The 12,702-nt window shown below is 72.9% G+C and carries 9 protein-coding genes; 6 read left to right on the top strand and 3 right to left on the bottom strand.

All coding sequences use genetic code 11. The annotated features are described in order from the left end of the window. Window positions 1-6 precede the first annotated feature (6 nt). Window positions 7-420, top strand: coding sequence for a cobalamin B12-binding domain-containing protein (locus OG912_RS11820; protein WP_326738190.1), 414 nt, complete (start codon window positions 7-9; stop codon window positions 418-420). A 173-nt stretch (window positions 421-593) separates the two neighbouring features. Here the strand turns inward: OG912_RS11820 and OG912_RS11815 are convergent, their stop codons facing one another. Together OG912_RS11815 and OG912_RS11810 are read right to left on the bottom strand one after the other, a co-directional pair. Further along, window positions 594-2,300 (bottom strand): DUF5691 domain-containing protein, encoded by a 1,707-nt coding sequence (locus OG912_RS11815; RefSeq protein WP_327709323.1) that lies wholly within the window; start codon window positions 2,298-2,300, stop codon window positions 594-596. Window positions 2,301-2,319: 19 nt separating this feature from the next. Beyond that, window positions 2,320-3,729: an SWIM zinc finger family protein gene (locus tag OG912_RS11810; RefSeq protein WP_327709322.1), complete on the bottom strand. Its 1,410-nt coding sequence runs from the start codon at window positions 3,727-3,729 to the stop codon at window positions 2,320-2,322. Window positions 3,730-3,846: 117 nt separating this feature from the next. Between OG912_RS11810 and OG912_RS11805 the strand changes: the two genes are divergently transcribed. The 5 genes from OG912_RS11805 to sucD all read left to right on the top strand — a co-directional run bounded on the left by OG912_RS11805 (window position 3,847) and on the right by sucD (window position 11,160). Beyond that, on the top strand, window positions 3,847-4,986 hold the full coding sequence (locus OG912_RS11805; RefSeq protein ID WP_327709321.1) for an ATP-binding protein: 1,140 nt from the start codon (window positions 3,847-3,849) through the stop codon (window positions 4,984-4,986). Then, on the top strand, window positions 4,983-7,493 hold the full coding sequence (locus OG912_RS11800) for a DUF5682 family protein (RefSeq protein ID WP_327709320.1): 2,511 nt from the start codon (window positions 4,983-4,985) through the stop codon (window positions 7,491-7,493). Before OG912_RS11805 ends, OG912_RS11800 begins: the two co-directional genes overlap by 4 nt. Beyond that, entirely contained in the window at window positions 7,490-8,755 is a 1,266-nt protein-coding gene (locus OG912_RS11795) for a vWA domain-containing protein (RefSeq protein ID WP_327709319.1), read from the top strand. Before OG912_RS11800 ends, OG912_RS11795 begins: the two co-directional genes overlap by 4 nt. Before the next feature lie 317 nt (window positions 8,756-9,072). Beyond that, window positions 9,073-10,254 carry an ADP-forming succinate--CoA ligase subunit beta gene (gene sucC / locus OG912_RS11790; RefSeq protein WP_326738196.1) on the top strand — a complete coding sequence of 394 codons (1,182 nt, stop codon included), beginning with the start codon at window positions 9,073-9,075 and terminating at the stop codon, window positions 10,252-10,254. A 21-nt stretch (window positions 10,255-10,275) separates the two neighbouring features. Continuing rightward, complete coding sequence (gene sucD, locus OG912_RS11785) at window positions 10,276-11,160, top strand: succinate--CoA ligase subunit alpha (protein WP_327709318.1); 885 nt, start codon at window positions 10,276-10,278, stop codon at window positions 11,158-11,160. 156 nt (window positions 11,161-11,316) lie between these two features. Here the strand turns inward: sucD and OG912_RS11780 are convergent, their stop codons facing one another. After that, window positions 11,317-12,654: a helix-turn-helix domain-containing protein gene (locus OG912_RS11780; RefSeq protein WP_327709317.1), complete on the bottom strand. Its 1,338-nt coding sequence runs from the start codon at window positions 12,652-12,654 to the stop codon at window positions 11,317-11,319. Window positions 12,655-12,702: the final 48 nt, after the last annotated feature.

The raw sequence follows: 12,702 nt of genomic DNA, 5'->3' as shown, positions 1-12,702 counted from the left end.
GCAGTGATGGGTGTGTCCGGTCCAATCCGTGTGGTGGTGGCCAAGCCGGGCCTCGACGGCCATGACCGCGGGGCCAAGGTGATCGCGCGGGCGCTGCGTGACGCGGGTATGGAGGTCATCTACACGGGGCTCCACCAGACGCCTGAGCAGATCGTGGACACCGCGATCCAGGAGGATGCCGACGCGATCGGTCTCTCGATCCTCTCCGGCGCGCACAACACGCTCTTCGCGAAGGTGATCGAGCTGCTGAAGGAGCGCGACGCGGCGGACATCAAGGTCTTCGGCGGCGGCATCATCCCGGAGGCGGACATCGCACCGCTGAAGGAGCAGGGCGTCGCGGAGATCTTCACGCCGGGCGCGACGACGGTCGCGATCGTCGACTGGGTCAACGCGAACGTCCGCCAGCCGGCGGAGGCCTGAGCCCGAGTCCGAGACCGACGGCTGCGGTCCAAGGGCTGCGGCGGTGTGCGGTGTGGTGCTCGCCCCCCCCGGGCCGGGCACCGCACCGCACACCGCCCGCTGTTTCAGAGGCTGCGGCCGGGACGGAGGCAGCGGCCGGACGGAGGTGTGGCCCGGTCGGAGGCGGCGGCCCCTCAGAGGCGGTGGCCCGGTCTGAGCTCCAGGTCCATCGCCGCGCGCAGCCGCAAGGTGGAGACCAGGCGCTGGAACGCCTCGGACCAGTAGCCGTTCGCACCCGGTGAGGCGTCAGCCGGCTCGTCGGGTGTCGTGGTGAGGACCTCCAGCCGGTCCGCCTCGGCAGGGTTCAGGCAGCGCTCGGCGAGGCCCATCACCCCGCTGAAGCTCCAGGGGTAGCTGCCCGCGTCCCGGGCGATGTCGAGGGCGTCCACGACGGACCGCCCGAGCGGCTCCGCCCACGGTGTCGGGCAGACCCCCAGCAGCTGGAACGCCTCCGACAGGCCGTGGGCCGCGATGAACCCGGCCACCCAGTCGGCCCGTTCGGCGGCGGGCAGAACAGCCAGGAGCTTCGACCGCTCGGCGAGCGACGCCGTACCGGGGCCGTTCGACGGAGGTACGGAGGGGGCGCCGAGCAGTGCCCGCGCCCATTCGGGATCGCGCTGGCGCACCGCCGCCCGGCACCAGGCGGCGTGCAGTTCCTCGCTCCAGCCGTCGGCCACGGGCAGCGCGACGATCTCCCGGGCGCCGCGGCCGCCGAACCGTGTCGGCCACACCGACAGCGGGGACGACTCCACCAGCTGGCCCAGCCACCACGACCGTTCGCCCCGCCCGGACGGCGGGAGCGCCACCACCCCGTCCCGTTGCATCGCCGCATCGCATTCGTGCGGGGCCTCCACGGCCACGGACGGTCCTGTGCCGGTGAGGCCGGGGCTCACGCAGGACAGGGCGCGGGCCGCCATCCGGTGGGCCAGCGCCGATTCGGGGAGCGCGGACAGCAGCTCGGCGGCCGTGGCGCGCACATTGCGGCTGCGGTCGGCGAGGGCCTGCTCCAGGAACTCCTCATCCGTTCCGGACAGACCGGTGCGCAGCGAGTCGATGAACATCAGCCGGTCCTCGGCCCGCTCCGTGGACCAGGTGGTGGCGAGCAGGGCGAGCGCGGCGTCCGCGTCGTGCGCCCGTACGGCGGACAGCAGAGCGACGCGTTCGGCGAACAGGCCCTCCTCCCAGAGCCGGTCCACCGCCTGCCGGTCCGTCACCTCGGGCAGCAGCGCACTGCCGGACGCGCCGCGCAGCGCGAACTTCCACTCGGGGTTCAGCCCGGCAAGCCACAGGCCGCGCAGTCCGGCGAACGCCAGGGCCTGGGGCCGCAGATCGGTTCGTGCCCTGGCCGCGTCCAGCAGAGGCGGCAACGCGGCGTCCGGCGCCCGGTACCCGTGCAGATTGGCGGTGGCGAGCCACTGCGGGAGCAACTCCATGAGGTCGGGGGCCGTGCCGCGCCTGCCGCCCGAACCGTTCGGCGCCGCCCGGTCCGCGAGCAGCTGCGTCAGCCGGCTCCGGGCGGCCTCCGGCAACGCCGGGCGCGGGTCGGCGGGCGCGGGATCGGGCCGGGGCGCGGCGGGGGCGGGCAGCAGGCCCGCACGGCGCCGCACGGTGTGCAGCGCGGCGGCGTCCAGCAGTGCGGCCGCCGCGCCGTCCGGCCCGGTGCCGGACGGCGTCCCGGGCGGGCGGCGGTCCGTGCCGAGCAGCGCCGAGGTGACGAGTTCCTCCCACGGTGGGGGCACGGGCCCTCCGGCGGGTGCGGTGGGTGAAGCACCGGACCTGGGCGCGGTCGCGCTTGTGGGTGTGGGCGTAGGGATGGTCGTGGTCGTGGTGGTGCGGGTCATCGCGCTCCTCCTCCTCGGGTCAGATGAGCGGCACGGTCGTGGCGGCGCGCGACGACGGATCCGGCGTCGCGGCGTCGCCGCCCTCGCCTCCGGCCGGCCAGGCGGCGAGCGGGTCGAAGCCGCGGTGACCGCACTCCCCGAAGACGGTGAGCGGGCGCCCGCCGGAGAGCGCGACGAGCTTCCACAGCGCGGGCCGGGACAGCGCGGCGGCGGCGACGGGCAGGGCCGCATCGCCCTCCGCGTCCGCCAGTTGCCAGCCGTCCGCGGACGGCACGGGTATGACATGGCGCAGCGTCACCGGCCAGGAGTCCAGCCACGGGTCGTCGCTCAGCGCCTTGCCGTACGCGGCGATCGCCCCGGTGACCGGAACACCCGGAGGCGGTGATCCGGTCGGCACGGGCAGGCCGAACTGCGGGCCCAGCTCCGCCCGTAGCTGCCCGGCTCCCCCATAGGGTGTGACCTCGGCTTCGAGGGTCACGCCCACCGGGAGTGCCTGTCCGGGGGAGCGCCCGGCGGCGCCGAAGGACAGCAGCAGCGCGGTGCGGCCCGAATCTCTGCCGTACAGCCAGATGCGGCGCGTGACGATCTTTCCCTCGGGTGTGTCGTACTGCGCGAGGACCAGCCAGTGGTCGCGGACCGGCGGCCCCTCCGCGGTGGCCGCCAGGCCCACCCGGGTGCGGACCGTTGCCGCGAGCGGCCGCGGGAGCCGGTCGATACCCAGCCACGCCGTGTCCAGCAGATGCAGCAGCGCGCACTCCTCCAGCAGCCGCACCGGCCAGCCGGGACCGGAGGCCGCGATCGCCCCCAACTCCCGCACCCGGCCCGCCAGACCGGGCGCCTGTGCGTCGACCATGCGGGCGGCCGTCTCCTCCCACAGCCCGTATCCCGACTGTTCGGCTGCGGCCAGCCCGCCGCGCAGCAGGTCGGTCAGGCGCTGCTCCAGCTCCTGCGCGCCGCCGTCGATCCGCTCGGCCCGGCGCTCGGCACGGCGCCGGGCGGCCTCGGGATCCGCCGGACCGCTGCCCGCCGCCTTCTCCTTGACCTCGGCGCGGGCGCGACGGCCCGCCAGCCATTCGTCTGCCCAGTCGGGCGGATCGCCGGCGGGCGGCGCCGATCCGTCGGACGCGAGGAGCAGCAGCAGGCCCAGCGCGTGCTTGCACGGGAACTTGCGGCTGGGGCAACTGCACTTGTACGCGGGCCCGGCGGCGTCTATCACTGTCCGGTACGGCTTGCTCCCGCTGCCCCGGCACAGCCCCCAGACCGCACCCGAGGCGTCCTCTCCGGTGTCCGACCACCAACCGGCCGAAGCCAGCTTGTTCCCCGCCTTGCGTGAAGCGTCGTCAGGAGCCAGGGCCAGGACCTGCTCCACCGTTCGGCGCGCCGCCGGAGCAGCGGCGCCCAAGGGTTCTCCCCCGTCAGTCAGCAGCATGGGAACGACGGTAGGCCGCGCCACTGACAACTGGCCCTGACCTGCGGGAAGGTCGATTGTCAGTGCCATGGTGCACCGTGGGAACCACATCAGGTCGACCGATCTGGAGGGGGATCCATGACCGTGTCCGCAACCACCGCAACCACCGCAGCCATCGCGACCACCGCAGCCGTCAACGCCGAAGTCCTGCGCCCGCATGCCGAGGACGCCTTCGCCGACGAGCTGAAGGCACTTGCCGCCGCCGACGACCGTCCGCGGCCCGAGCGTTGGCGGCTGTCGCCGTGGGCCGTCGCCACATATCTGCTCGGCGGTGCCCTGCCCGACGGCACGGTGATCACACCCAAGTACGTGGGCCCGCGCCGCCTCGTGGAGGTCGCCGTCACCACGCTCGCCACCGACCGGGCGCTGCTGCTCCTCGGTGTCCCCGGCACCGCCAAGACCTGGGTGTCCGAGCACCTCGCGGCCGCCGTCAGCGGCGACTCGACGCTCCTCGTCCAGGGCACGGCGGGCACACCGGAGGAGGCCGTCCGCTACGGATGGAACTACGCCCAGCTGCTCGCACACGGCCCCAGCCGTGACGCCCTGGTGCCCAGCCCTCTGATGCGCGCCATGTCCGAGGGCATGACCGCCAGGATCGAGGAGCTCACCCGCATCCCCGCCGATGTGCAGGACTCGCTGATCACGATCCTGTCGGAGAAGACCCTGCCGCTGCCCGAACTGGGCCAGGAGGTCCAGGCCGTCCGCGGCTTCAACGTCATCGCCACGGCCAACGACCGCGACCGCGGGGTCAACGAACTGTCCAGCGCGCTGCGCCGCCGCTTCAACACCGTGGTGCTGCCGCTGCCCGCCACCCCCGAGGCGGAGGTCGACATCGTCTCGCGCCGCGTCGACCAGGTCGGGCGCTCGCTCGACCTGCCGCCCGCGCCCGACGGCCTCGCGGAGATCCGGCGGGTGGTCACGGTCTTCCGCGAACTGCGCGACGGGGTCACCACCGACGGCCGGACCAAGCTCAAGTCCCCCTCGGGGACGCTGTCCACCGCCGAGGCCATCTCCGTCGTCACCAACGGCCTCGCGCTCGCCGCCCACTTCGGCGACGGCGTACTCCGTCCCGGGGACGTGGCCGCAGGTATCCTCGGCGCGGTCGTCCGCGATCCGGCTGCCGACCGCGTGGTCTGGCAGGAGTATCTGGAGACCGTGGTGCGCGAGCGGGACGGCTGGAAGGACTTCTACCGCGCCTGCCGTGAGGTCTCGGCATGACGGGCGCGCGCCCGTCGGGGCCGCTGCTGCTCGGGGTGCGGCACCACGGCCCGGGTTCCGCCCGCGCCGTCCGTGCCGCTCTCGACGCGGCGCGTCCGCAGGCGGTGCTCATCGAGGGGCCGCCCGAGGGTGACGCGCTGCTGCCGCTCGCCGCCGACGAGCAGATGCGGCCGCCCGTCGCGCTGCTCGCCCACGCGGTGGACGACCCGGGACGGGCCGCGTTCTGGCCGCTCGCCGCGTTCTCGCCCGAATGGGTCGCGATCCGCTGGGCCCTGGCACACGGCGTCCCGGTCCGCTTCATCGACCTGCCCGCGGCGCACTCGCTGGCCATGGCGGAGGAGGGGGAGCGGGATAGCCGGCAGGCCGAAGGCGCAGAGCGGGACGACGAGCCCCGGCCCGCTCCCGTCGACCCGATCCGGGTGCTGGCCGAGACGGCGGGCTACGACGACCCCGAGCGCTGGTGGGAGGACGTCGTCGAACACCGCGTCCCCGGCGGCTCCGGCGTGCCCGGTGCCGCAGCCGCCGACGACCCGACGGCGGCCTTCGCCGCGCTCGGCGAGGCGATGACCGCCCTGCGCGAGGTGTACGGGGACGGCGGACACCCGAGGGACGCGGTCCGGGAGGCGTACATGCGCATCCAGCTCCGCGCCGCCCGCAAGGAGTTCGGCGGGGCCTTCGCCGTGGTCTGCGGTGCCTGGCATGTTCCCGCGCTCGAAGCGAGGACGACACAGACCGCCGACCGGGCCCTCCTCAAGGGCCTCCCCAAGGTCAAGGCCGAGCTGACCTGGGTGCCCTGGACCCATCAGCGGCTCGCCCGGCACAGCGGATACGGGGCCGGGATCGACTCGCCCGGCTGGTACGAGCACCTCTTCACCGCCCCGGACCGCCCCGTCGCACGCTGGATGACCAAGGTCGCCGGACTGCTGCGCGACGAGGACCGGTTCGTGTCCTCCGCCCATGTCATCGAGGCGGTCCGGCTCGCCGACACCCTCGCCGCCATGCGGGGCCGGCCGCTCGCCGGACTGAGCGAGACCACGGACGCCGTCCGCGCCGTGATGTGCGAGGGCTCGGACGTACCGCTCGCCCTCGTCCGGGACCGGCTGATCGTCGGCGTGACACTCGGAGAAGTGCCGGACACCGCCCCCGCCGTTCCGCTGCAGCGCGACCTGAACCGGCAGCAGCGCACCCTCCGCCTCAAACCGGAAGCCGCCGAAAGGGAGTTGGAGCTCGACCTCCGCAAGGACACCGACGCGGCACGCAGCCGGCTCCTGCACCGGCTGCGCCTCCTCGGCATCGGCTGGGGCGAACCCGCCACCGGCCGGGGGAGCACCGGCACCTTCCGGGAGAGCTGGCGGCTGCACTGGGAGCCCGAGCTGTACGTACGGGTCGCGGAGGCGGGCGTCTGGGGCACCACCGTGCTCTCCGCCGCCACCTCACGGGCCGAGGCGGACGCCCTCGGGGCCACCGCGCTCTCCGAGGTGACCGGCCTCGCCGAGCGGTGCCTGCTCGCCGGACTGCCCGAGGCGCTCCCCGTCGTGATGCGGGTCCTCGCCGACCGCGCAGCGCTCGACACCGACGTCGGCCACCTCGCCGACGCCCTGCCGGCCCTGGCCCGCACCCTGCGCTACGGGGACGTCCGCGCCACGGACACCGCCGCGCTCGGGGAGGTGGCGGCCGGGCTCGCGGAGCGGATCTGCATCGGACTGCCGCCCGCCTGCACCGGACTCGACGCGGACGGGGCCGCCGCACTGCGCCGTCAGGTGGACGGCGTCCACACGGCGATCGGACTGCTCGCCGGGGCCGTGCCGGCGAACGCGGACGGGCTGCGCGAGCGCTGGAGAACCGTGCTGCGCCGACTGGCCGTTCGTGACGCGGTCGCCGGCGTGATCCGGGGCCGGGCCGCCCGGCTGCTGCTCGACGACGGACACCTCGCACAGGACGAAGCCGCCCGGCTGATGGGCCTCGCCCTGTCACCCGGCACACCCCCGGCCGACGCCGCCGCATGGATCGAGGGCTTCGTCGGCGGCGCGGCAGGCGGCGGCATGCTCCTGGTCCACGACGAGCGGCTGCTCGCTCTGGTCGACTCCTGGCTCACCGGCGTCCCCGCGGACACCTTCACCGATGTGCTGCCCCTGCTGCGCCGCACCTTCTCGGCGTACGAGTCGGGCGTGCGGCGCACGCTGGGCGAACTCGTCCGGCGAGGCCCGTCCGTCGGCGCGGCCCAGGCAACCGGAGCGGTTCCGGGCCGCGAGTCCACGGCACCCGGATTCGGACCCGTCCTCGACGGGTCGCGCGCGGACGCGGTGGTGCCGGTGCTGCGCCTGCTGCTGGGCCTGGACATCGAGCCGACGGCGGAGAGGACGACCGAGCCGACGACCGAGCCGACGACCGGGCCGACGACCGAGCCGACGACCGGGCCGACGGCGGAGAGGACGGCGGAGAGGGCGATCGAGCCGACGGCCGAGACACCCGACAACCACGAGGAACGGCTGGGGGCAACGGGATGACGACAGGAATCGGCACGGACGCGGTGGACGTGGCAGCGACAGCAGACGCGGCAGCGACAACAACGGCAACGCCACAGGTCCCCCCGAACGACGGGGAACGGCTGCGGCGGTGGCGCCTGGTGCTGGGTGCGGACAGTGCGGAGAGCACCGGATGCACCCTCACCGGCCGCGATGCCGCGATGGACGGCGCGCTGACCGCGCTGTACGAGAGCGGTGGCCGGCCCGGAGGCAGGGGCGGCAGCGGGCGATCGGCCGGGCTCGGGGCCTCCGCCCCGTCCGTGGCCCGCTGGCTCGGCGACATCCGTACGTACTTCCCCACGTCCGTCGTCCAGGTCATGCAGCGTGACGCCATCGAGCGGCTCGGCCTGTCCGCGCTCCTGCTGGAACCGGAGATGCTGGAGGCCGTCGAGGCGGACGTCCATCTTGTCGGCACCCTGCTCTCGCTCAACAAGGCCATGCCCGAGACGACGAAGGAGACGGCAAGAGCCGTCGTGCGCAAGGTCGTCGAGAAACTGGAGAAGCAGCTCTCCACGCGGACCCGGGCCACGCTCACGGGCGCCCTGGACCGGTCGGCGAAGGTCACGCGACCCCGGCACCACGACATCGACTGGGACCGCACCATCCGGGCCAACCTCAAGAACTACCTGACCCTCCCCGGCGAGGCCGGGGCAGGCACGATTGTCCCCGAGCGGCTCATCGGCTACGGGCGGGCCGCGCAGTCCGTGAAGAAGGACGTCATTCTCTGCATCGACCAGTCGGGCTCGATGGCGGCCTCCGTCGTGTACGCCTCGGTCTTCGGCGCCGTCCTTGCCTCGATGCGCTCGCTGCAGACCAGACTCGTCGTCTTCGACACGGCGGTCGTCGACCTCACCGACCAGCTCGACGACCCCGTCGACGTGCTCTTCGGCACCCAGCTCGGCGGCGGCACCGACATCAACCGGGCGCTGGCCTACTGCCAGTCCAGGATCACCCGCCCCGCGGACACGGTCGTCGTGCTCATCAGCGACCTCTACGAGGGCGGTATCCGCAACGAGATGCTGAAGCGGGTCGCCGCGATGAAGGCGTCCGGAGTCCAGTTCGTGACCCTGCTCGCCCTTTCCGACGAGGGCGCGCCCGCCTACGACCGTGACCACGCGGCGGCGCTCTCCGCGCTGGGTGCTCCCGCCTTCGCCTGTACGCCGGACCTCTTCCCGGACGTGATGGCGGCCGCCATCGAGAAGCGGCCCCTGCCCATACCGGACAAGGAGCCCCACGGGATCTGAGAGGACCGCCGGTCCGCGTTCGGCCGACCGTCCGGGTTCGGCCGTTCTGCCCTCGCTCCCGTGCCGTCCTGCCCTCGCGCCCGTGCCGTTTTGTCCACTGCGACCCGGCCACCAGCGTGATCTGTGACCGTAATCACCGCCCAGGTGTGATCTGCGATTTAGGGTCCTGCGGGGCTCGGGGATAACCTGCGAGACGGACATGCCGCGTATTCGGTCACCGTGTGCGCCTTCCTTGTGACAGAGCAGTCACGTTGCCCCTCGCGGCACGCCCACGCAGAAAACCAACCGCGAGACCATTTGATAAGGGACGGACGCGCGTGGACCTGTTCGAGTACCAGGCGAGGGACCTCTTCGCCAAGCACGGTGTACCGGTGCTGGCCGGTGAAGTGATCGAGACGCCTGAGGCAGCCCGCGAGGCGACCGAGCGGCTGGGCGGCAAGTCTGTCGTCAAGGCACAGGTGAAGGTCGGTGGCCGCGGCAAGGCCGGTGGCGTGAAGCTGGCCGCCAACCCCGACGAGGCGGTCGCCCGGGCGACCGACATCCTCGGCATGGACATCAAGGGCCACACGGTCCACAAGGTGATGATCGCCGAGCTGTCCCCGGAGATCGAGGCGGAGTACTACGTCTCGTACCTCCTCGACCGCACCAACCGCACCTTCCTGGCCATGGCCTCGGTGCAGGGTGGCATGGACATCGAGGAGGTCGCGGAGAAGACCCCCGAGGCCCTCGCGAAGGTCCCGGTCAACGCCGTCGACGGCGTCGACATCGTCAAGGCCCGCGAGATCGTGGCCCAGGCGAAGTTCCCGGCCGACGTGGCCGAGGGTGTCGCCGAGGCCATGGTGACCCTGTGGGACACCTTCGTCGCCGAGGACGCCCTCCTCGTCGAGGTCAACCCGCTGGTGAAGACCAAGGACGGCCGCATCCTGGCGCTGGACGGAAAGGTGTCTCTCGACGAGAACGCCGACTTCCGTCAGCCGGGTCACGAGGCGCTCGAGGACAAGGCCGCAGCCAACCCGCTCGAGGCTGCCGCCAAGGCCAAGAACCTCAACTACGTCAAGCTCGACGGCGAGGTCGGCATCATCGGTAACGGTGCCGGTCTGGTCATGTCGACCCTGGACGTCGTCGCGTACGCCGGTGAGAACCACGGCAACGTGAAGCCCGCCAACTTCCTCGACATCGGTGGCGGCGCCTCCGCAGAGGTCATGGCGAACGGCCTGGAGATCATCCTCGGCGACCCGGACGTCAAGTCCGTGTTCGTCAACGTCTTCGGTGGCATCACCGCCTGTGACGAGGTCGCCAACGGCATCGTCCAGGCGCTGGAGCTGCTCAAGACCAAGGGCGAAGCGGTCACCAAGCCGCTCGTCGTGCGCCTTGACGGCAACAACGCGGAGCTGGGTCGCAAGATCCTTTCCGACGCCAACCACCCGCTCGTTCAGCGCGTGGACACCATGGACGGCGCGGCCGACAAGGCCGCCGAGCTCGCCGCGGCTGCGAAGTAAGGAAGAGGGACTCAGACCACCATGGCTATCTTCCTCACCAAGGACAGCAAGGTCATCGTCCAGGGGATGACCGGCTCGACGGGCATGAAGCACACCAAGCTCATGCTCGCCGACGGCACCAACATCGTCGGCGGCGTGAACCCGCGCAAGGCCGGCACGACCGTCGACTTCGACGGCACCGAGGTACCGGTCTTCGGCTCCGTCGCCGAGGCGATGGAGAAGACCGGCGCGAACGTGTCCGTCCTCTTCGTGCCGCCGGCCTTCTCGAAGGCCGCCGTCATCGAGGCGATCGACGCCGAGATCCCGCTCGCCGTCGTGATCACCGAGGGCATCGCCGTTCACGACTCGGCCGCCTTCTGGGCGTACGCCGGCGCGAAGGGCAACAAGACCCGGATCATCGGCCCGAACTGCCCGGGTCTCATCACCCCCGGCCAGTCCAACGCCGGCATCATCCCGGGCGACATCACCAAGCCCGGCCGCATCGGTCTCGTGTCGAAGTCCGGCACGCTGACTTACCAGATGATGTACGAGCTCCGTGACATCGGCTTCTCGTCCGCCGTCGGCATCGGTGGCGACCCGGTCATCGGTACGACGCACATCGACGCCCTCGCGGCGTTCGAGGCCGACCCCGAGACCGACCTGATCGTCATGATCGGCGAGATCGGCGGCGACGCCGAGGAGCGTGCGGCGGACTTCATCGCGAAGAACGTCACCAAGCCGGTCGTCGGTTACGTCGCGGGCTTCACCGCCCCCGAGGGCAAGACCATGGGCCACGCCGGCGCCATCGTCTCCGGCTCCTCCGGCACCGCGCAGGCGAAGAAGGAGGCCCTTGAGGCCGCCGGCGTCAAGGTCGGCAAGACGCCGACCGAGACCGCCAAGCTGGCTCGCGAGATCCTCGGCGCCTGACGCCTCACCGCGTCGGAGCACCACCGCAGGAACGCGTCACCGCACGAAGACGCGGGCCCGTACCCCGATCGGGGGTACGGGCCCGCGTCTTTGTGTGCCGGGTCCGCCGCAGGGGTGCGCCGGATCAGCCGGCCCGGGGATCAGTCGGCCCGGGGATCAGCCGGCCCGGGGGACCAGCCGGCCCGGACCGCGCCCCAGTTCGCTGCCGAGCTTCTTCTGAAGCTTCTTGTCCTGCGGTGTCAGCTTCTGCGGACCGCCGAGCGGAGGTACCCCCTCGACCCTCTGTGCGGGCGACCGGGGCGTCTCGTACCGGGTCGGAGCCGTCGCCAGGGTGATCAGCGTCAGCCCGATCAGCAGCACAGTGAACGCGATGGCCGCCCGGGTCCACAGCTGCGCCTTGCGCTCGCTGCCCGTACGGATCAGATCCGGAACGGGGAGCGAGGACGTGGGCTGGGCGAGGGCGAGTGCGCCGAGGTGTTCGCGCAGCAGCGCGGACCGCCCGTCCGGTGCCGGGGGATCGGCGAGCTCGGGCAGCTGCTCGGCGACTGCGGCCCGGGCGTTCACCAGTCGCCCGGCCGCCGCCGGAGTGCTCGCCTCGGTCTCCGCCGCGGTCTCCGGCAGCCCCAGGCCGACCCCGTCGTGCAGCAGTAGGGTGCGGCGGTACGAGGGGGGCAGGGCCAGCAGCGCTTCGAGCAGGGCGCGCGGGCCGGGCGCCTCGGGCGGCGGGTCGGGGCGGCGGTGCTCGCGGCGCAGCCGGTGCCACGGCGACATCGCGTACTCGTAGGCGGCCGCCCGCACCCAGCCCACCGGGTCGCGGTCCACGGCGACCTCCGGCCAGCGCTGCCAGGCCTGCTCGAAGGCCTTGCCGACAGCCTCCCGGGAGAGGGCGCGGCGGCCGGTCAGCAGATAGGTCTGGCGGTAGAGCGCGGCGGCGGTGTGCCGGTACAGCGCGTCGAACGCCTCGGCGGGCGAGGGCCCGGCCCCGTCGGCCCCGTCGGCTTCTGTGACTGAGGCAGTCGCCGCGGGTGCGGTGGTGCCGGGCTCGGTCGGATCCATGGCGTCGCTCCCGGTGGCTTCGACGGGGGTCGGCTGACGGGTCTTCGGGGGCGGCGTCGCGGCCGGCCCGGCGGATTTCGGAGCCGAAGACCCCGTACTCGTCGACGCCCCGTTCCCGGCCGCCTTCGCGGCCTCGGCCGACCGGGCCCGCCGTGCGGCGGCGGCCCTCGACCGGTTGTTCGGAGTGGCCGGCTTGACGGTGGAGGGGCGTGAGGTTGACCGCGTGACACCGGTTCCGATCAGTCGCGCGTACGCCTCGCGCTTGCGTCCGCGCGGGCTGGTGCGGCCCGTCTCCCAGGCCCGGACCGTGGCCCGGGTGACGCCCACGGCAGCCGCGACCTGCTCCTCACTCAGTGACTTCGCCTCCCGCAGCCTGCGCCGCTCCTTGGGCGAGGGGAGCGGATGGGCAGCCGCCGTGCCGGTCGTGCTCTGCGTCATGAGGGCTCCCCGCCCGGCCTGCACTGGGTGAAAAAGTACATAAACGTA

This window comes from Streptomyces sp. NBC_00464, from assembly GCF_036013915.1.
GTDB lineage: Bacteria > Actinomycetota > Actinomycetes > Streptomycetales > Streptomycetaceae > Streptomyces.
Note: the sequence above shows the minus strand (reverse complement) of the source record. Positions and strands in the feature narration are given on the sequence as shown.

What these genes read in the sequence shown, in the direction of transcription:
- OG912_RS11820 (WP_326738190.1), top strand. Translation starts at nt 7, where the DNA reads ATGGGTGTGTCCGGTCCAATCCGTGTGGTGGTGGCCAAGCCGGGCCTC.
- OG912_RS11815 (WP_327709323.1), bottom strand. Translation starts at nt 2,300, where the DNA reads ATGACCCGCACCACCACGACCACGACCATCCCTACGCCCACACCCACA.
- OG912_RS11810 (WP_327709322.1), bottom strand. Translation starts at nt 3,729, where the DNA reads ATGCTGCTGACTGACGGGGGAGAACCCTTGGGCGCCGCTGCTCCGGCG.
- OG912_RS11805 (WP_327709321.1), top strand. Translation starts at nt 3,847, where the DNA reads ATGACCGTGTCCGCAACCACCGCAACCACCGCAGCCATCGCGACCACC.
- OG912_RS11800 (WP_327709320.1), top strand. Translation starts at nt 4,983, where the DNA reads ATGACGGGCGCGCGCCCGTCGGGGCCGCTGCTGCTCGGGGTGCGGCAC.
- OG912_RS11795 (WP_327709319.1), top strand. Translation starts at nt 7,490, where the DNA reads ATGACGACAGGAATCGGCACGGACGCGGTGGACGTGGCAGCGACAGCA.
- sucD (WP_327709318.1), top strand. Translation starts at nt 10,276, where the DNA reads ATGGCTATCTTCCTCACCAAGGACAGCAAGGTCATCGTCCAGGGGATG.
- OG912_RS11780 (WP_327709317.1), bottom strand. Translation starts at nt 12,654, where the DNA reads ATGACGCAGAGCACGACCGGCACGGCGGCTGCCCATCCGCTCCCCTCG.